Here is a 19096-nt window from a genome sequence, read left to right as displayed (position 1 = left end):
TGTAGACCAAGAGATTACTTAAAGGTAGTCTCTTTTATTTTAGATAATACCTATTGTAACACTATGGAGAAGAATTGGCAGAATCTATGATTCTTTTATTAGATTATATGATTTTGAGTACGATGGAGATATAGATGAAGTGAAATTTAATTTTAATTTATAAAGGATCAGTTGTATATGAGGAGTGGGATGAATAGTTTATAATAAATAATTTAAGAGGTTAAGCATATATGTAGATGAGTAAAAAATAAAGTATATTTGCAGTGAAAAGAAAAAGAATAGGCTGTTAGAAAGTACGTACTTCATGATGGTTGTACCATTATGGAGTACTGTGTGCAATGAGAGAATATAAAACGAAGTACGAGCTTAGGTGAGATGACATTTTACTAGGCGATGAATATAAACACATGGATTGTATATGAAACTAATGAACTCGTATAAATTCGTAAGTTTTAAAGTAGTAGTTTTTATGACATACAAAAGGTATCACATTTTTTACTGCAAAACTTACAAATTCATGCTACTTAAAAACATATGAACTTAAAGCACTTGATTGTCTATGAGAGGCAACAAGTGCTTTTTGCATTTTAAGATAGAAGAGAGGATAGTATAATAAATAATAAGTACATATGTTGTTTCAGCAAATAGTATAAGAAAATAGATTCTAAAGAACAGCTGAATTCATTGGAGTAAATGATGCAATTCGTGCAGTTACCGGTAAAGACCCTATTACAGGGAAAGAATTATCATCAAAAGAAAGACTCATCGCCGCAGGATGGGCACTCCTAAACTTTGTTCCTGTTGGAAAAGTGGCAAGTCTTGCTGGAAAAGGAATAAAGTATGTCGCTTCTAGCTTTGGGAAGACGATTGTAAAAGCAGGAAAAAGACTAGGCGAAGGCGTAACAATGGTAGCCGGAAAAGCTGGAAAAGCAGCTGTCGATGGCATAAAAACAGCCAGCCACAAAGTAAAAGAGGGTGTAAACTTTGTAGCCTCCACAGCCAAAGGCTTTGCCGACAAAATCGGAAGCTTATGGAACAAAGGTACCACAACCGTAAAAACAACCTTCTTGCAGGGGAATGAAAAAATCCAGCACGCAGTAAAAACATTACTGGAGTACAAATGGATCCCAGGTTTGGGAAAAGCCTATGTCATGCCTGGAGTAGGAATGGTCCGAGAGATGGGACAGCATTCTCTGAAAGATGCTTATCAGTATATGGAGAGTAAGGTTGTTAAGGGTACGGTTGGAGCTAATAACTTTAAATTTGGAGATAATGCTAAAAATCATTTGAAAAATGTTGAGAATATAAGCACTAAGAAAGGAGTTAGTGGTGGACATAACATGGATGAATTTTACAATGCTTTGAAAAATCAGGGTGTTGATGTAGAAGACTTAATTATATCTAAAAAATTACATTCTTCAATTGAAGGGATTTATGAGATAGAATACAAAATACCTAGAAAAGATATGGCTGGAAATATTGCAGAACCTGTTTCGTATAAAAATATTAAGGAGCCTAAAACAATATACGATCCAGCAATGATTAGTGATGATAAGATATATCAGTGGGGAAAAGAAGCAATGCAAAAGGGAACAATAAATGGTAGGCTTGTTGAAGGTACTGCTTCAAATGGATTGAAGTTCAGAGGTTATTTAAATGATACTGGAGAGATAACTAACTTTTTCCCAATTCTAGACTGATATTATAAGATACAATGTTTATAGGAGGATAAAATGAATAGTAATTTTGAATTTATTGAAGATAAAGAGAAAAACGATGAATTAATGTCAATATATTTTAACTTTATAAACGGTAAGTACTTGGAAAGAGCTTTGAGTTTTTTTGTGAAAAAAGAGGGGTTTGGACAAGAAATAGTATTTGTTCATTTTCAGTCGGATTTAGATGAATTTGATATGTCACAGCTACCTATACCTTTAGATGATAAGCATGTGTTGGTTGAATTAGATTCTCCAGCTGTTGAGTCTGAACAACAAGTGTATTTGGACTTTGAAACTTTTTATAATTATTTGGAAGAACATGTGAAAAAAGAAATGGAAAAAAATCCAGAAAGAAATGGATTAATGGATTTATTAGTGCAAGTTAAGCGTAGCTTAAATTTGTAATATCTTATAGCCATTTTACTAGATTCGAAGGGCAGAAAAAGAACTTTTTGAAAAACGCGTTTTTATTAGGATTTTATTATATTTCAATAAGGGAGATTGTCTGATATTGAATAAGTAAAGAGGAAGTTATAGATGAAGAAGACTTAACAAAAGAGACCTCATATTTGAGGTCTCTTTTGTTAAGTGTATTGAAAAAATCCCTAATTAAAAATTAGCGTGAGATCACAACTATAAGGGTACGGGGAAAGTTGGAAAAGGGAATTCTGATCTACTTGATAATACCGGTAGGTTTAAAAATGCTGAGTTGCCAACGAAGTATGATGTATATTGTGAAAGGAAATACAAGAATGGTGAAGCGCCTAAAGAGCCACTGGAGTGGAAAGAAGCAAGTGAAAAGTGGGCATCACTTAAAGAGCAGAGGCAAGAATTTTCTGATGAAAGTTTTAATCTATTTTCACAGCAGTATGAAAATGCTCAACGAGAAATAACCATTGTTACGCATGAAGGGACCAAGGTGAGAGTTGACGCAATTGCATCTGATGAATATGGGAATGTTATTATACAAGAATATAAAAGTTCCGCTACTGCTCCATATACTACTAATTAAGAAAAGGGATTCCCTGAATTGAAGAATTCTGGTGGGGCAGTCGTAGGTGAAGGAAAGGGAGATTTTTCAGGGGGATACGAAGTGCCTAGTGGAACACGACCGCAAATTGTTCGTCCTGAGGGGACAACTTATTTTGGTGAATAAATGAGGTGAGAGACAAGTGTCGATATTAGACAAAAATAAGATAGATGGAATTGGCAAGAGTATGGGTGAAAATAAGTTAGCATTAATGATTGCAGATCATTTAGACTGGGAAAATGAACTTCAGCACTTAGCATTGTTACAAGATAAAATTAATGCCTATGTATCTTTTATTGAAAGTGGGCAAATCTATAGTGTATATCCGGATGCTAAGTTAGTAGATGGCTTTATATTTGATTTAAGATTTAAATATAAACCGACTGAAAATTGTAATAAATTATTAGAGGTTTTTAGGAAGAATACTCAAGATTTGAGGATTGAGTTTAAAACATATGAATCTTAGGTAGTTTGAATTGGAGATGTAAAATGAAAGCGAATAAAGTATTTGAGCGCGTATGTAATCTAATATCTGAAAAGTATTTAGATAATGGTTGGAAATATTCTAAGTCGGGTCATTGGATGAGTAAAAAAGATAAAAATTTCATTTATAAGGTATTCTTTTATACAAGTTGGAATAATATATCTGATAAAAATGTAGTATTTTATGGTGAATGCGCAATTCTTCCTTTAAAATCTAAAGATAAAATATTTCATATTAATACACGTCAGTGCAATGTACCAAGCAATCAGTTATATTGGAACATAGCAAATGAGGAAGAGTGGGAGCGGACAGTTAACGAATTCACCAATTGGTTAAATAGTGTATTTATGCCAATTGTAGAAAGGTGCACGAATGATTTGAACAACTTTGTAAAAGAGGTTGTTGAAAGGGGTTTTTATCCTCAAAAGGGTTATATGGTAGATATTAATTTTATATTAAAGCACGGGTCACGTGAATTGGCAGAGGAAGCTATCGAAAGATACTATGACAGTTTGGAAGAGTCAATAAAAAAAGAATTTAAAGATAACTATGAAAGTATGGTGTATGGTAATGAAGCAGTTAGTGCATATGGTAATAACATGATGAGAAATTACACCAATTTTAGAACTATCATAGATAATAAAATACGTGTTACTTTATAGTACATCAAATGGTTTGACTTAGTAAGCGATAATTGGTAATCCAATTATCGCTTTTGGTTTTAAATAAGGGTACGGGAAAAGTGTATCCAACGAGACAAATAGATTCAGTAACAGAAGCGCATATAATTGATAGAGTGAAAGAACTAAGAGGGAATTTAACAAGTAGGTATAAGAAATCTGGTAATTTTGCTGTTGCAGAAGTGGATGTCAGTGGGATAAGTAAATCTGAATTTTATGCTCAAAGTAGCATAAATGAACTCAAAGGAAATCTTGAGCATAAGGTGCCTGATATTTCTTTACAACCTGAAAATCCAATGTTTAAAGCTACAGAAGCAGTTGGTAAAGAGGGAGAGAGTTATTTAAGGAATACAGATACGGAGTATAAAATACTAAATGATATTGCTTCTAGGCTTGGAGAGAATACACAAGCTACTGGGAAAATTAAGTTATTTACAGAATTGGATACTTGCGACAATTGCAGTAAAGTCATAGCAGAGTTTGCTGCTAAATATAAAAATATTGAATTAGAAGTCATACACAACAATGGTAATAGAATTATTCCTTAAACTTAATTTTTTTGGAGGGGAAGACTAATGAAAGACTGGGAGTATAATGAATTATTTGATGCGATTCAGGAGACATACGAAGAGTTGTTAGATGAAGACAGGGGATATAGGTATGCTATAGCAAAACTAGCGGATGAATTTGATAACTTAGGTAAGATAGAAGATGTTATTGTTGATACTGCTATTGGAGAAATTGCAATCGTCCATGAGAAAGTTTTTGTTGGGCGCATTGAAGGTATAACAAAGAGATTAAGCATGTTTAATCCACAAGAAGCAGGAGATGAATTAACATTAGAAGAAATAAAAGACTTATCGAGAAGAATAAATAAAGTAATAGAAGGACTAAAAAATGTAGAGGTTGATTATAATCCTTCAGCAGAATAAAGATTAGTGTTTTAGAAAAAGAAATAAGTGTTTGAAAGTAAGTACTTCATGATGGTTGTACCATCATAGAGTATTATGTGCAATGATAGAATAGGAAAAGAAGTACGAGCTTAGGCGAGATGACATTTTATTGGGCGATGAATATAAACAAATGGAATGTATATTAAACTAACGAACTCGTACAAACTCGTAAGTTTTAATATAGTATTTGTTATGAAGTATAAAAAGTGTCATATTGTTACTACAAAACTTACAAATTTATGCTGCTTAAAAACATATGAACTTAAAGCGCTTGATTGTCTATGAAAGGCAACAAGTGCTTTTTTCGTCTCATTATAGAAATAAGATATAATAAAAAAGTTAATATTTTGTTAGATTGAGAAAATAAAAAGTATCCACTAAAAAGCAGCTGTAGATGGCATAAAAACAGCCAGCCAAAAAGTAAAAGAAGGCGTAAACTTTGTAGCCTCCACCGCAAAAGGACTTGCAAACAAAATCGGAAACCTATGGAACAAAGGTACCACAACCGTAAAAACAACCTTCTTGCAGGGGAATGAAAAAATCCAGCACGCAGTAAAAACATTACTGGAATACAAATGGATCCCAGAAAAGCCTACGTAATCCCTGGAGTAGGAATGGTCCGAGAGATGGGACAGCATTCTCTGAAAGATGCTTATCAGTATATGAAAAGTGTTGGAGAGAAGGGTGTTAAGGGTACGGGTGAAGGTAGTAAGAGTACTAGTGGGAATAGTAAGCATTTAAGTGATGTGAAAATTCCATCAGTAAGAAACAATGAGTTTAATAAATGGTTTGATAATCTATCAGCAAAAGAATTTGAGGAAATGTGGAATAATCCTCAGTTGAGAAGTAAAATAGAAGATAGGATTAGACGCCCAGGAGGATACCATGAGTGGCATCTTGTAGCGAGAACTCCTAAATTTAAGCAGTGGGGAATTAGTATGGATGATATTAAAGAAATGAGGTCTCTGACTAAAGATGTTGAATTTGTAAATCCACCTGGTCGTCATGGAAGAAGAGGCTCGACAAAAGCACATAATGAAATGTTAAAGATTATTGATTCTGCTTCTGACTATGAAAGTTTTGTTAAAGGGCTTAATGAATGGGCTGAAAATAGAATGAAAAATGGCATTATGGATTTACCAGAAGGTTTGAGGAGGTAAAAAATGAAAAACGATGTTTCTTTATGGTTAGGATGCTTTAGTGATTTTGATGAACTCGAAACGTACACTGAAATAGAATATAATGAAGATGGAGATAGTATTCCCTCTATTTTTGAGAAAGATTTTAAATTAGGTTATTATGATAGGGACTTAGTTGAAAAAGATTGGATTCCTGATGCTGAAGATGACATAGAAAAGCTGTTAGTGGATTTTTCATATGATAATCAATTAATACAACAGTACAATAACATTAAGTTAAAGTCTAAATACAATACCATCATTTTAATTTATAATTATGATTATAATAAAGAAGGTAAAATTGTTAACTTCGTAGATAAGACTACCTACAAGTTGGATTTCATTGGTACGGCAGAATATATAGATTAGTGCGAATAAAGTATATTTACAGTGAAAAGAAAAAGAATAGGCTGTTAGAAAGTACGTACTTCATGATGGTTGTACCATCATGAAGTACTGTGTGCAATGAGAGAATATAAAACGAAGTACGAGCTTAGGCGAGATGACATTTTATTGGGCGACGAATATAAACACATGGAATGTATATTAAACTAACAAGCTCGTACAAACTCGTAAGTTTTAATATAGTATTTGTCATGATGTACAAAAGGCGTAATACTGTTACTACAAAACTTACAAATTTACGCTACTTAAAAACATATGAACTTAAAGCACTTGATTGTTAATTAAAGGCAACAAGTGCTTTTTTGCGTTTTAGCGTAGAAATTTAAAAGAGCATTATAATTTTATAAGTGCATTAAGTGTTAAATTTTTATTGTTGTTTTATAGGCTGTAGTGGCTATGTACAGTATACGACGATAGTAGAGGAAAAAATAAAAGGTTGTGTTATTTTTTGAAGTCATCGTAAAGTACGTTTTAACGGGTGATGTAAGAATGCATATAATAAAAGGTGAAGTCACGTTAAAATATTATTAAGCAAAAAAGAGTCTTCGCAACAACAAGATGACAATAATCAAGAAGATGATACTAATAATCACGGTGATGATAATGATGATGGATAATGAAAAATAAAAAAGGTTTCTCAACAAATTTTAATAGATACCTTGACAGTTACAAATATAACCGATATACTTCATATTAATTTCAAAAGAAAATATATTCTAAATATTAAAATGTGTTGAATAGGAGTAGTAAGGTCATGTATTTGTACAGAGAGCTATGGGTTGGTGCGACATAGTCAAATGACATCCTGAACTCGCCTAGGAGCAGTAAGGTGGAACGGAATCACATTCTTAGTAAATCTTAACGGTTAACCTTCGATATTAGGTTTGTAATCAAACGATTACTACTAAGGTGGATTCATAATGGAATCAATAAGGGTGGTACCGCGTTAAGTAAATGGCTTAGCGTCTCTTTATATAGAGATGCTAGGCCATTTTTTTATTATATGGAAGAAGAAATGGAGGGTTTATTTGGATAGGTCTATAAAATTTATTTATTTATATAAAAAGATTTAATTAGGAGGAAAATGAGATGAAACAGACGGAGCAATGGACTTCGAAATTAGGTTTTATAATGGCAGCAGCAGGATCAGCAATTGGACTTGGTGCGATATGGAAGTTTCCTTATATCGCTGGGAAAAGCGGGGGAGGAGCATTCTTTTTAATCTTTATATTATTTACTGTATTAATTGGGCTACCGCTACTTATAGCTGAATTTATGATTGGTCGCAGTACACAGAAACAAGCGGTTGGAGCATTTAAAAGTATCGCGCCAAATACAGGATGGCACTGGATTGGACGACTTGGCGTTGGAACATGTTTTATACTACTTTCGTTTTATAGCGTTGTAGGTGGATGGGTGTTAATTTATTTATTCAGAGGAGTAACGGGACAACTTATTACTCCGGGACAAAATTACGGAGCATTATTTACTGAAACAATTGGAAATCCCACTTGGGCGATTATAGGACATTTCGCTTTTATGTTCATTACGATATGGGTTGTATCAAAAGGTGTACAAAATGGAATTGAAAAAGCAAGTAAATATATGTTGCCAGCATTGTTCGTTTTATTTGTCGCTCTTATTATTCGTTCGTTAACACTTGATGATGCAATGAAAGGTGTGAAGTTTTTCTTACAACCAGATTTCTCAAAGATTACTTCGGAAAGTATTTTGTTCGCAATGGGGCAATCATTCTTTGCGATTAGTATCGGGATTTCGATTATGGTCACGTATAGTTCCTATTTAAATAAAAAAGAAAGTTTACCAAAATCAGCAATAACAATTGTTGGATTGAATTTATTTGTTTCTTTATTTGCGGGTCTTGCTATTTTTCCGGCTGTATTTTCATTAGGAATGGAGCCGACAGAAGGACCTGGATTACTATTTATCGTATTACCATCTGTATTTAGTCAAATTCCATTCGGTGGATTTTTCTTAACAGTATTTCTTGCACTATTTACATTTGCGACATTAACATCGGCATTTTCTCTGTTAGAGACAGTTGTTTCAGCATTAGCAAATGGTGAACAAGAAAGAAGAACGAAACTATCATGGATCATTGGTTTCTGTATTTTCTTAGTAGGTATACCATCTGCGTTATCATTTGGAGTATGGAGTGATATTACGATTTTTGGAAAGAATATTTTTGATGCGGTAGACTTTTTATCTAGTAATATATTAATGCCACTTGGAGCACTATTTATTAGTATTTTCGTTTCATTCAAAATGGAGAAGAAGGTACTAGAAGCAGAGTTTTTTGTAGGTGGTAATTATGGAAAGAAAGTATTTACTTGTTGGGCATTTTTACTTCGATTTGTAGCACCACTTGCAATAATTATAGTCTTCTTAAATGTAATAGGGATTATTTAACATTAAATGTTATAATATTCAGTAAAAAAAGGGAGGTGATGATCATAAAGGCAAATTTGATAGAAGCAGGGAGATACATGAATATTAGAGGGAAAAAGCTATACGTTGAAACGCATGGAAATCCTAAAGATAAACCAGTCTTATATTTGCATGGTGGACCAGGAGAGAGTTGCTATGATTTTTCATTTCATCAAGCGGAACGTTTAAAAGATTCTTTATATGTAATGATGATAGATCAAAGGGGTGTTTGTCGCTCAGAAGAAATTACTGAGGATGAAGCTTTTGGATTAAATGATTTAATTGAAGACTGTGAGGAACTAAGAAAAGCATTACAAATTGAAAAGTGGTCTGTAATTGGACATTCTTTCGGTGGCTATTTAGCATTGTTATATGCGTCGATATATCCAAGTTCAATAGAGAAAATAATATTTGAAGGGCCAACTTTCGACTTTGCATTAACAAGTAGAGCTTTGTTGCAAAAGACAGGGCATTTATTAAAAAAATATGGAAAAGAAGAAGTAGCAGAAGAGTCTCTTGCTTATTCATCTAGCAATGCTAGTTCAAAAGAGTTGTTAGAAGCTTATATAAGACTAAGCAATGAATTAGAAGAAAAAAGAATGGAGATTTACAATAATAAGGAAGATAGGACAGATGAGAGTTTATACAGTGATGAAGAGTGGGAAATATTTTCAAATCGCTCTCAAATTCATTTTGATAGATTAAAATTAGAGGGCTCATGTCATACGTCATTATTATATAAAATAAAAGAAGTACAGAATCAAATGTTATTAATTGTAGGAAAACATGATGTAGTAACGTGTGAAGAACAAATTAAAACATTTAATAAAGATGCCCGAAACGGCAAGTATATCGTATTTGAAGAGAGCGGTCATTCACCTCATTATGAGGAAGCAGATAGGTTTGCAGAAACAGTCATACATTTTTTGAAATGAAGAAAAGGGTGCTTCTATAAATGAGAGGCACCCTTTCTATATTTCTGGATATGTGATTGTGATGTTAGGCCACTTACTTTGCCAATTCTTTTTTATAACTCTGTTTTTGTACATATGTAATCGTTCTTTCGATTCAAGAAAATGAGCTGTTGGTCTCACTTGTAAGGAAAGGACATCTTCAATACCACATGGGGCTGTTAATATGACGTTGTTTAGTTCATCAAGTGTAACTCCTAAAGCCGTTGCTGTTTCAGGAAATTTAGAAATAGCATCAACAGAAGAAGAATATGGTGGCATATTATTCACTACATGCATACGAGCTTGATTTTTTACAGACCAAGGGATAGTAGCATCCATATTCATTAATTTCGTTTCTAATGATTGTTCGTATATCTCATCTTGATGTAGACTATCATAATAAATTAAATCAACATCAGGCATAGCCGTTTTAGCTTCATAGTCATGTAAAGTATCCCAAATTTTAGAACGAACAAAGCCGGCACAAACCCACCAATCAGGTAACTCTAGTGATTTTGCCATTTGTAATACATTCATCATCCATTCGTCGTTTTCTATTAAGCGAATGATATCTTGTTCTGTTTGTATAGTCATTTGTTATCTCACCTGCTTTTTTTTAGAGAGTAAATTTAATTCATAAGCTTTATAATCCATGTAATCCAGTAAGCACCTGGTATGAATAACAGTTGAGCTAGTAATGTACCAAAAAGTCTAGAAATCATTAGCCAAGCATACATTTTACTCATTGCTTCAGCACCTTCTTCTGATTGAAGAGCTCGCTCTGTTAAAAGAGCAATACGTGGATCTAGTAGCACTGTTAATAAAATAGTAGCAAAACCATTAATAAGACCAGAAGCTGTAGTGGCTTTTGTTGCGAAAGCTGGAATTAAAAAAGAAGCATATAGTGCGGAAAGAACTCCCGCTGTATAAATTGCAGTAGCGAACATGTTAATAAGCATTATACGCTTTGGAATACCGCCGATACGCAGTCTATGAATCATTTCTAACTTTGGAAAGCGGACATATTTTTTTGTGTACTTTAATTTTTGAATGTTATTCGTTTTCATCATTCGAATGAAAGAACCGTCTGTTTCAAAGTTTTGAATGACATATCCAAATAGTTTTGTCAAAGTTGGATACAGTATAATCGCAAGCAACGTACCGATAGAAGCAGATAATAGTACAAGACGTATAATATGCTCTAAATCAATAGAAGGATCTAGTTTTGCTTCGTCCACAATCCCGCCAAGTAAAAAGGCTTGTAGTAAGTTTGACGTTCTTGAAATAAGTAATACGATTCCTACGACGGATAATGCGACAGCAATCTTCTTTAAACGAACCCCCGCTAATCGAATACTATAAGAGCTTGTTTCAACTGCGTGGATTACAATTGTGAAAGCCATTATAAAAATTAACGTAATTGACATTTGTTTCACCAGTTTCTATTAAAATAATTGTAACTTTTTTACTTTATCATATCTATCGTATTTTGTAACTGAAAGTATGTGACATATGGAAATTGATTTTTCGAAAAAATAGATAATGATAGTATAATAGGGAGAAGTGGAAGAGATGTTAGCAGTTATTTATACAGCAAATTAAGTGGAGGAATGAAACATGTATAAAACATTTCTATTTGATTTAGATGGAACTTTAACGGATCCGAAAGAAGGGATTGTAAATTCGGTTTTGTATGCGTTAAAAAAAGTAGGAATTGAAGAAGTACATATAAGTGAGTTAGATTCATTTATAGGTCCTCCTATTCAGCAATCATTCATAGAGAGATATAATATGAGTGAAGGAGAGCTTGAACGTGCTGTTTTTTATTTCCGTGAGTATTTAAAGCAGCGTGGATTGTTTGAGAATAATGTATACGAGGGGATTCTGAAGCTCTTGCAACAATTAAAAAGTTCAGGGAATCGCATATTTGTAGCTACTTCAAAGCCCACTGTATTTGCGAAACAAGTTATAGAACATTTTCAATTAACGAATTATTTCGAAGATATCATTGGAAGTAATTTAGATGGTACGAGAATAAAAAAAGAAGAAATAATTGCTCATATTTTACAAACAAATGAAGAACTAAATAAAGAAGAAATGATAATGATTGGTGATAGAAAGCACGATATAATAGGTGCGAATCAGAATGGAATTGCTTCAATTGGTGTTTTATATGGCTATGGCTGTGAGAAAGAACTGACTGAAGTTAGTGCGACTTACATAGTGAAAGATGTTGAAGAACTGTATCATTTTTGTGCAGAAAAAAGTTTAATAAATTAGTAAATATAGATGCTAGCAATCCCTTTTTAACGTATGATGAGGAATTCGTTTCTGTTTAAAGGGATTTTTCATATGTAATCGAATATTTATAATTAGACATTTTTAGCATGAAAAAATTGTATGAATAAGAGGAGGGATGTCAGAATTAAAAGATTAGTAGAAGTTTATCAATAAATTTTAGAATATTCTGTTTAATGGAGGGGTAAAATTGGAGTTAGTTATTATATTATTAGCACTAAGTTTACTTATGTTCGTAGCATACAGAGGCTTTTCTGTTATTTTATTCGCACCGATATTTGCATTATTTGCAGTATTTTTGACAGAACCTAGTTATGTATTACCTTTCTTTTCTAATATCTTTATGGAGAAAATGGTTGGTTTTATAAAGCTATATTTTCCTGTGTTTTTATTAGGAGCAATATTTGGAAAAGTAGTGGAAATGTCAGGAATTGCGGATTCTATTGCAAAAACGATTATTGAGTTAGTCGGTGAAAAACGTACTATATTAGCGATTGTATTAATGGGGGCTATTTTAACGTATAGTGGTGTTAGTGTGTATGTAGTAGTGTTTGCTGTTTATCCGTTCGCAGCTAAGTTGTTTCGACAAGCTAATATTCCAAAACGTTTAATCCCTGGAACGATTGTTCTTGGAGCAGTAACGTTTACAATGGATGCACTACCTGGATCACCACAAATTCAAAATGTAATACCTACAACATTTTTTAAAACGGATATTTATGCTGCACCGATACTTGGGATTGTAGGAGCAATTTTTGTTCTTACATTAGGTTTACTATATTTAGAGCGTAGACGTAAGAAGGCAAAAGCGGCAGGTGAAGGATATTTTGGTTTTAATGACGGAAATACTGAAATGGCAGCATCTTTGCAATTAGAACAAAAAAATATGCCATTAATTAATAACATTGAAATCACAAGAGCACAACAACTTATTGCATTTATACCACTTATTTTAGTAGGTGTAATGAATAAAGTGTTTACTATTATGATACCGAAGTGGTATCCAAGCGGTTTTGATTTTTCTGCAATTGGTATGAAAGCATTTGGAAAAGTAGAATTAAGTGCAGTAGTAGGAATTTGGTCTGTAGAATTGGCACTTATTATAGGGATCTTAACAACGTTATTATTATATTGGAAGCGAGTAGTAACAGGTTTCCAAGCTGGATTGAATACAAGTATTGGTGGAGCGCTACTTGCAACGATGAATACAGGAGCTGAGTTTGGATTCGGTGGTGTCATTGCAGCACTTCCAGGCTTCGCAATTATGAGAGATGGTATCTCTGCTACTTTCACAAATCCGTTAGTGAATGGTGCAGTAACGACGAATATTTTAGCTGGAATTACAGGCTCTGCATCAGGAGGTATGGGAATAGTATTAAGCGCAATGGGAGATAAATTTATTGCAGCGGCCAATCAATTTGATATTCCATTAGAAGTTATGCACCGTATCGTATCAATGGCATCAGGAGGAATGGATACACTACCGCATAACGGGGCTATTATTACTATTCTTACAGTAACAGGATTAACACATAAACAGTCCTATAAAGATATATTTGCTATCACAATTTTGAAAACGGTTGCTGTATTTTTAGTTATCGCGTTCTATACTTTAACAGGACTCTATTAAAAATTCGAATCGTAAAGATTCATCAAATCGATAATTTATATCATAAAATATTAATTAGGATAAGAAGGGGTGGAGTACTTGCAAGAAGTTTCTGAGTTTCGTATGCCAAAGTCGGTATTATATGGAAGGAATTCGCTTGAAAAACTGGGGGAACAATCAAAAAAGTTAGGGAAAAGAGCTTTTATAGTTACTGATACAATTATGGAGAAATTAGGATATGTTGAAAAGTGTATACAACAACTAAATAAGAAAAGTATTACTGTTAGTACATATAATAAAGTAGATGCTGAGCCTACAAATATACACGTGTTAGAAGCGTTATCTCTTTGTAAAGAGGAAAAGTGTGATTTTATTATCGGTATTGGTGGTGGAAGTTGTATTGATGCTGCGAAAGCAGTAGCGGTTTTATATACAAATGGTGGAGAAGTTGAGGATTATGTCCAAAAGGATATTGAAATAGAAAACAATCCACTACCACTTATTGCAATTCCAACAACTTCTGGTACTGGATCGGAAGTTACAAGTGTAGCAGTAATAACGAATAAAAAAACAGATGTAAAAATGATGATGAAGCATCCTAGTTTTATACCGAAAGTAGCAATTATAGATCCAGTTTTGACAAGTTCATTACCAACACAAATTACGGCAGCAACAGGAATAGATGCATTATGTCATGCGATTGAAGCGTATATTTCTAAAGTTTCACAACCACTTACAGATGTACTTGCTCTTTCAGCTATTGAAAGTATTATGAAATATTTACGTATAGCATATGAAGATGGACGTAATATGGAGGCAAGAGAAGCGATGATGATTGCTTCCTTACAAGCTGGAATTGCATTTTCTAATGCATCAGTTACATTAGTTCATGGAATGTCAAGGCCAGTGGGAGCATTATTTCATGTACCGCATGGAATATCAAATGCCATACTATTACCTACAGTGTTAGAGTTTACAAAAACAAGTGCAATGAAAAGGTTAGCAAAAATTGGACGTAGTTTAAATAAGGATTTGTATTCGAATTCTGATGAGGAAGTAGCAGACTACACGCTTGGTGAAATAAAAAAACTTTGCTTTGATCTTCGTATTCCAAATTTAAAAGAATACGGAATCGATGAAATTGAATTTGAAAATGCTATTTCTAAAATGGCATCAGATGCAATTGAAAGTGGTAGCCCAGCTAATAACCCACGTGTTCCATCATATGATGAAATCAAAGAGCTGTATCGAGAGTGTTTTAATTATAAGTATAAAGAATTCATAAAAAAATCAGATTGTTAATTTCAGAATATTCTATAAAAATTTCCTTGGAAATGAAAGTAGAATTATTCTTTATTATTTCCGTATTTTCCGTTAAAACAAGACTTTATATTCCAAACTTAAAGTCTTGTTTTATTATGTATAATATACATAATAAAACATTGTTATTAGTTTTATAAAAATAGTTTAGGTAGGTGTTTGTATGAAAACGATAGGTCTTATAGGTGGTATGAGTTGGGAATCAACTTCTGAATATTATCGAATTATTAATGAAGAAATAAAAGAGAGATTAGGAGGGCTACATTCAGCAAAATGTTTGATTAATAGTGTGGACTTTGAAGAGATTGAAAGATTCCAGTCTAGAGGAGATTGGAATGGAGCAGGTGAAGTTTTAGCGAATGCGGCGTATTCATTACAGAAGGGAGGAGCAGACTTTATAATCATTTGTACAAATACAATGCATAAGGTAGTTGGAAAAATAAAGGAGAAAATTGATATTCCAGTCTTACATATTGCCGATGCAACTGCAAAAGAAATTAAAAGAAAAGACATTCAAAAGGTTGGTCTGCTTGGAACTAAATATACAATGGAGCAAGATTTCTATAAGTCACGTATTGAAGAGCATGATATAAAAGTAATAGTACCATCAGAAAAAAATAGAAAAGAAATAAATAAAGTAATATATACAGAATTATGTTTAGGAAAAATAGTATCTCAATCTAGAGAATATTATAAAAGAGTCATCGAAGAGTTAGTGCAAAAAGGAGCACAGGGAATCATATTAGGTTGTACAGAAATAGGGTTATTAATAAAGCAAGAAAACGTATCTGTCCCGATATTTGATACGACTCATATACATGCAATTGAAGCAGTCAAGATAGCTCTAGATAAATAGATTATAATTATATTATGTAAACTTAATTCATATATCTGGAAAACATTCAGAAAATATTTTATAATGTAAGTGGTTACATTTAAGGGGGAATGCGTATGTTTTCAGTTCAACCAATCGCATTTGTACATAATGAAAGAAAGGAAATAAAAGATGATGAGTGGGGAGAAGTAAGATCCCGTATAACTTTAACTGAAATGTATGCAGAAGAAAGTATACAAGGGATTGAAGATTTTTCCCATATTGAAGTTGTTTTTTATTTTCATAAAGTAACTGACGAGCAAATTCAGTATTTTGCTAGACATCCTAGAAATAATAAAGATTATCCTGAAGTAGGTATTTTTGCACAGCGCGGAAAAAATCGCCCGAATCGCATAGGTGTAACAATTGTAAAGGTGATCAAAAGAGAAGGTAAATCAATTATTGTTGAGGGATTAGATGCTATTAATGGTACTCCTATATTGGATATAAAGCCAATAATGAAAGAGTTTATGCCGAAAGAAGAAATACACCAGCCTAAATGGGCAACGGATATAATGAGACAGTATTGGAAGGGGAATGGAGTAAAATGAGAATATATGAGGCAACAATTGCAGATTTAGATGGACTAGCATCAGTTTTTAATAACTATCGCATGTTTTATAGGCAGGATTCTGATTTAGAAGGTGCAAAAGTATTTTTACGAAATCGAATTGAGAGAAAAGAGTCCGTTATTTTCGTAGCAGTTGAAGACGGCGAATATATTGGGTTCACACAACTATATCCATCATTTTCTTCCATTTCAATGAAAGAATTATGGATTTTAAATGATTTATTTGTACAAGCGGCGAAGCGTGGAGCCGGAACAGGTAAAAAATTATTAGAAGCTGCTAAAGAATACGCATTAGAGAATGGAGCAAAAGGTGTAAAATTGCAAACAGAGATTGATAATTTATCAGCACAACGATTATATGCTGAAAATGGTTATTTGAGAGATAATCGTTATTTCCATTACGAATTAACGTTTTAAAAAATTAAGTTGAAAGAGACATTTTCAAGAAAAAGAATTTCTTTGTAATGAGAAATTCTTTTTTATTTTTGCCTAAATTAAACATGACAAAAACGATATTTATTTATTGTTAAACGATAAACAATATGATAAAATTATGTTATCATTAAAAAAATGAGGTATTGTAAATGAATCTTAAACGAAGTTCAACAACGTTCTTAAAAGTAATTATTTTTCTTGTTGGAATTGCAGTACTTGCTTTATGCATATTTTTAGTGCCGGAAATGGCGAATTTCGCAGCAAATTTGTATCCTAATATTGCTCCGATGAAATATCTTGTTTTCATTGTGATGTATGGAGCAGCTGTGCCTTTTTACGTTGCTCTTTATCAGGCTTTCAATCTTTTACAGTACATTGATGAGAACACAGCGTTCTCGGAATTATCTGTAAAGGCGTTAAAGAATATAAAGCGCTGTGCAATTACAATCAGTGGTTTGTATGTATTAAGTTTGCCACTTTTTCATTTTATAGCGAAAAAAATGGACCCTCCTATTGGGTTAGTGGGACTTATTATCGTTTTTGCTTCGCTCGTTATCGCTGTTTTTGCTGCTATTCTTCAACGCCTTCTACAAGAAGCAATTAACATAAAATCAGAAAATGATTTGACGGTCTGAGGTGGCGGATATGACAATTATTATTAATATTGACGTCATGTTAGCAAAACGAAAGATGAGTGTAACGGAACTTTCGGAGAAGGTTGGAATTACGATGGCGAATCTTTCTATTTTGAAAAATGGGAAAGCAAAAGCGGTTCGTTTTTCAACATTAGAAGCGATATGTAAAGCTTTGGAGTGTCAGCCAGGGGATATTTTGGAGTATAAAAACGATGAGAATACTCAATAAAAAAAGATAACAAATGTAAATAATAGAAGTCAATAAAGAAGGGATAGCCACTAAGCTATTCCTTCTTTACGTTAATTGCTGTTACTAATAAAAAATAAAATTTGAATTGCAATGTTTGCGTATCAAAAGGGAACTTGCTACCTTTTGAGGTGATCCGTTTTATGGAAGACAATTATTTTCCAAAAAGGCTATTTTAACTATGTTTTAAATTATTTTGAGTGAATCAAAATCTTCATTTGTATTATAGTTGATTTAAAACCCAGTTTGTTGCATCTTCAAAGTTATCTGCAATGTAGTTTGGTTCAATATGTGCCCATTTGTCTCGGTACGTATGCAAAGCATCATACCCAGCGCCTGTTCGGACTAGAATCGTTGTTGCATTTACTTTTGCTCCTGCAACAATATCAGTCCAGCGATCACCAACTACAGCACATTGTGTTAAATCAAGCCCATGTTTTTTTGCTGCTTTAAGCAGCATGCCTGTACTTGGTTTACGGCATTCACAACCATCACCGTGTTTATGAGGACATACATAAATATCATCAAAACCGAAGCCTTCTAATTCTTGTACAAAATCGGCTACAGTTGCTATTCCATCTGCGATACCAGGTTGATTTGTGAAAGAGAAAATTTTTATATTTTTAGCTTTTAGTTTTTGCAAGGATGTTTTTGTGAATGGAAATAATGTAAAAGATCCCGGATAATGTATTGTAGTGTCACCACCAATTGTACCGTCACGATCAATGAAAATTGCTTTAATGTTTGTCATAGTTATAGTCCCTTCAATTATAAGTAGTTTAAAAATGTTTTACAAATCGGTAGCCATTTACTTCATACCCTAATTTTTTGTAAAAAGGATGAGCTTCTACTCTTTTTGTTCCACTAACTAGCCATGTGCCAATGCAATTATGTTTCTTTGCTAATTGCTCTGCATAATCCATCAACACTTGTCCAATGCCTTTCCGTCGTATGTTAGAATCGACGCTAATAATTGAAATCTCTCCATAACGTGTTACATCTTCTAAATTTTCACGTATACGAAATCCAAGTAATCCAAATATAGCTTCTTCTTCTTCTTCTTCGTAAACATATAAAAAATCAAACGGACTCATTTGTACGAATTGTAATCGATTGTTCATATCTTCATAGGAAATAGAGGAACCTTTTAATTCTTTCGTTAAAGAACAAAGTGCGTCTATATCATCTATCGTTGCTTCACGAATTTGAAAAGACATATTATCCACTCCAATAAAATGTAATCAAACATTTAATATTC

24 protein-coding genes, 2 pseudogenes and 1 other annotated feature are annotated in these 19096 nt (G+C 33.0%); of the genes and pseudogenes, 22 read left to right on the top strand and 4 right to left on the bottom strand.

The annotated features are described in order from the left end of the window. Positions 1-683: 683 nt before the first annotated feature. The 14 genes and pseudogenes from OXT04_RS29855 to OXT04_RS10225 all read left to right on the top strand — a co-directional run. Positions 684-779: pseudogene (locus OXT04_RS29855) on the top strand (pre-toxin TG domain-containing protein); the annotation flags it as partial. Positions 780-1109: 330 nt separating this feature from the next. Then, positions 1110-1700: a CdiA family toxin C-terminal domain-containing protein gene (locus OXT04_RS10280; protein ID WP_306802042.1), complete on the top strand. Its 591-nt coding sequence runs from the start codon at positions 1110-1112 to the stop codon at positions 1698-1700. Between the two features lie 33 nt (positions 1701-1733). Next, positions 1734-2123 carry a hypothetical protein gene (locus tag OXT04_RS10275; RefSeq protein ID WP_097822667.1) on the top strand — a complete coding sequence of 130 codons (390 nt, stop codon included), beginning with the start codon at positions 1734-1736 and terminating at the stop codon, positions 2121-2123. A 304-nt stretch (positions 2124-2427) separates the two neighbouring features. Continuing rightward, positions 2428-2730: a hypothetical protein gene (locus OXT04_RS10270; RefSeq protein ID WP_255264702.1), complete on the top strand. Its 303-nt coding sequence runs from the start codon at positions 2428-2430 to the stop codon at positions 2728-2730. An 18-nt stretch (positions 2731-2748) separates the two neighbouring features. Further along, positions 2749-2874, top strand: a complete 126-nt coding sequence (locus OXT04_RS10265) for a hypothetical protein (RefSeq protein ID WP_255264701.1) — start codon at positions 2749-2751, stop codon at positions 2872-2874. Between the two features lie 16 nt (positions 2875-2890). Then, positions 2891-3214: a DUF6572 domain-containing protein gene (locus OXT04_RS10260; protein WP_000025254.1), complete on the top strand. Its 324-nt coding sequence runs from the start codon at positions 2891-2893 to the stop codon at positions 3212-3214. Between the two features lie 23 nt (positions 3215-3237). After that, positions 3238-3894: a hypothetical protein gene (locus OXT04_RS10255; RefSeq protein ID WP_097822666.1), complete on the top strand. Its 657-nt coding sequence runs from the start codon at positions 3238-3240 to the stop codon at positions 3892-3894. 80 nt (positions 3895-3974) lie between these two features. Then, positions 3975-4460, top strand: coding sequence for a deaminase domain-containing protein (locus OXT04_RS10250; RefSeq protein WP_141526281.1), 486 nt, complete (start codon positions 3975-3977; stop codon positions 4458-4460). A 27-nt stretch (positions 4461-4487) separates the two neighbouring features. Further along, entirely contained in the window at positions 4488-4844 is a 357-nt protein-coding gene (locus tag OXT04_RS10245) for an Imm3 family immunity protein (RefSeq protein ID WP_097822664.1), read from the top strand. A gap of 402 nt (positions 4845-5246) precedes the next feature. Beyond that, positions 5247-5617, top strand: a pseudogene (locus OXT04_RS29910) (WXG100 family type VII secretion target); the annotation flags it as partial. Then, entirely contained in the window at positions 5612-6025 is a 414-nt protein-coding gene (locus OXT04_RS29905; protein WP_087095005.1) for a hypothetical protein, read from the top strand. The pseudogene OXT04_RS29910 and the gene OXT04_RS29905, both read left to right, overlap by 6 nt. Positions 6026-6028: 3 nt before the next feature. After that, the gene (locus OXT04_RS10235; protein ID WP_025118714.1) at positions 6029-6412 is read left to right on the top strand and encodes an immunity 22 family protein; all 384 of its coding nucleotides are present in this window, start codon (positions 6029-6031) and stop codon (positions 6410-6412) included. Between the two features lie 760 nt (positions 6413-7172). After that, positions 7173-7421, top strand: a binding site (T-box leader). 116 nt (positions 7422-7537) lie between these two features. Beyond that, positions 7538-8878: a sodium-dependent transporter gene (locus OXT04_RS10230; RefSeq protein ID WP_000814553.1), complete on the top strand. Its 1341-nt coding sequence runs from the start codon at positions 7538-7540 to the stop codon at positions 8876-8878. Between the two features lie 38 nt (positions 8879-8916). Further along, the gene (locus OXT04_RS10225) at positions 8917-9831 is read left to right on the top strand and encodes an alpha/beta fold hydrolase (protein ID WP_000584227.1); all 915 of its coding nucleotides are present in this window, start codon (positions 8917-8919) and stop codon (positions 9829-9831) included. A 36-nt stretch (positions 9832-9867) separates the two neighbouring features. On the opposite strand, the gene OXT04_RS10220 is transcribed toward OXT04_RS10225, so the two are convergent. Both OXT04_RS10220 and OXT04_RS10215 read right to left on the bottom strand, forming a co-directional pair. Next, positions 9868-10443 (bottom strand): nucleotidyltransferase family protein, encoded by a 576-nt coding sequence (locus OXT04_RS10220; RefSeq protein ID WP_000155289.1) that lies wholly within the window; start codon positions 10441-10443, stop codon positions 9868-9870. 35 nt (positions 10444-10478) lie between these two features. Beyond that, entirely contained in the window at positions 10479-11276 is a 798-nt protein-coding gene (locus OXT04_RS10215) for a lipid II flippase Amj family protein (protein WP_000028911.1), read from the bottom strand. 190 nt (positions 11277-11466) lie between these two features. Between OXT04_RS10215 and OXT04_RS10210 the strand changes: the two genes are divergently transcribed. The 8 genes from OXT04_RS10210 to OXT04_RS10175 all read left to right on the top strand — a co-directional run bounded on the left by OXT04_RS10210 (position 11467) and on the right by OXT04_RS10175 (position 17820). After that, positions 11467-12129, top strand: coding sequence for an HAD family hydrolase (locus tag OXT04_RS10210; protein ID WP_000278475.1), 663 nt, complete (start codon positions 11467-11469; stop codon positions 12127-12129). Between the two features lie 208 nt (positions 12130-12337). Then, entirely contained in the window at positions 12338-13777 is a 1440-nt protein-coding gene (locus OXT04_RS10205; RefSeq protein ID WP_098256949.1) for a GntP family permease, read from the top strand. Positions 13778-13855: 78 nt separating this feature from the next. Then, positions 13856-15058: an iron-containing alcohol dehydrogenase gene (locus OXT04_RS10200; protein ID WP_098256948.1), complete on the top strand. Its 1203-nt coding sequence runs from the start codon at positions 13856-13858 to the stop codon at positions 15056-15058. A 181-nt stretch (positions 15059-15239) separates the two neighbouring features. Continuing rightward, positions 15240-15932, top strand: a complete 693-nt coding sequence (locus OXT04_RS10195) for an aspartate/glutamate racemase family protein (RefSeq protein ID WP_000848576.1) — start codon at positions 15240-15242, stop codon at positions 15930-15932. 95 nt (positions 15933-16027) lie between these two features. Beyond that, positions 16028-16501, top strand: a complete 474-nt coding sequence (locus OXT04_RS10190; RefSeq protein WP_000493252.1) for an SAM-dependent methyltransferase — start codon at positions 16028-16030, stop codon at positions 16499-16501. Next, positions 16498-16938: a GNAT family N-acetyltransferase gene (locus OXT04_RS10185; protein ID WP_023521824.1), complete on the top strand. Its 441-nt coding sequence runs from the start codon at positions 16498-16500 to the stop codon at positions 16936-16938. The genes OXT04_RS10190 and OXT04_RS10185 overlap by 4 nt, the downstream gene beginning before the upstream one ends. 167 nt (positions 16939-17105) lie before the next feature. Further along, on the top strand, positions 17106-17591 hold the full coding sequence (locus OXT04_RS10180; RefSeq protein ID WP_023521825.1) for a DUF2975 domain-containing protein: 486 nt from the start codon (positions 17106-17108) through the stop codon (positions 17589-17591). 10 nt (positions 17592-17601) lie between these two features. Further along, complete coding sequence (locus tag OXT04_RS10175) at positions 17602-17820, top strand: helix-turn-helix domain-containing protein (RefSeq protein WP_000152534.1); 219 nt, start codon at positions 17602-17604, stop codon at positions 17818-17820. A gap of 241 nt (positions 17821-18061) precedes the next feature. Here the strand turns inward: OXT04_RS10175 and OXT04_RS10170 are convergent, their stop codons facing one another. Both OXT04_RS10170 and OXT04_RS10165 read right to left on the bottom strand, forming a co-directional pair. Next, on the bottom strand, positions 18062-18589 hold the full coding sequence (locus OXT04_RS10170) for an HAD-IIIA family hydrolase (protein WP_000181782.1): 528 nt from the start codon (positions 18587-18589) through the stop codon (positions 18062-18064). 28 nt (positions 18590-18617) lie between these two features. Continuing rightward, the gene (locus OXT04_RS10165; protein ID WP_078400563.1) at positions 18618-19055 is read right to left on the bottom strand and encodes a GNAT family N-acetyltransferase; all 438 of its coding nucleotides are present in this window, start codon (positions 19053-19055) and stop codon (positions 18618-18620) included. Between the last annotated feature and the right edge of the window lie 41 nt (positions 19056-19096).

Source organism: Bacillus sp. GC_Bacil_1, from assembly GCF_026540675.1.
GTDB lineage: Bacteria > Bacillota > Bacilli > Bacillales > Bacillaceae_G > Bacillus_A > Bacillus_A cereus.
The sequence above is the reverse complement of the archived record's forward strand: the minus strand, read 5'-3'. Positions and strand labels throughout refer to the sequence as shown.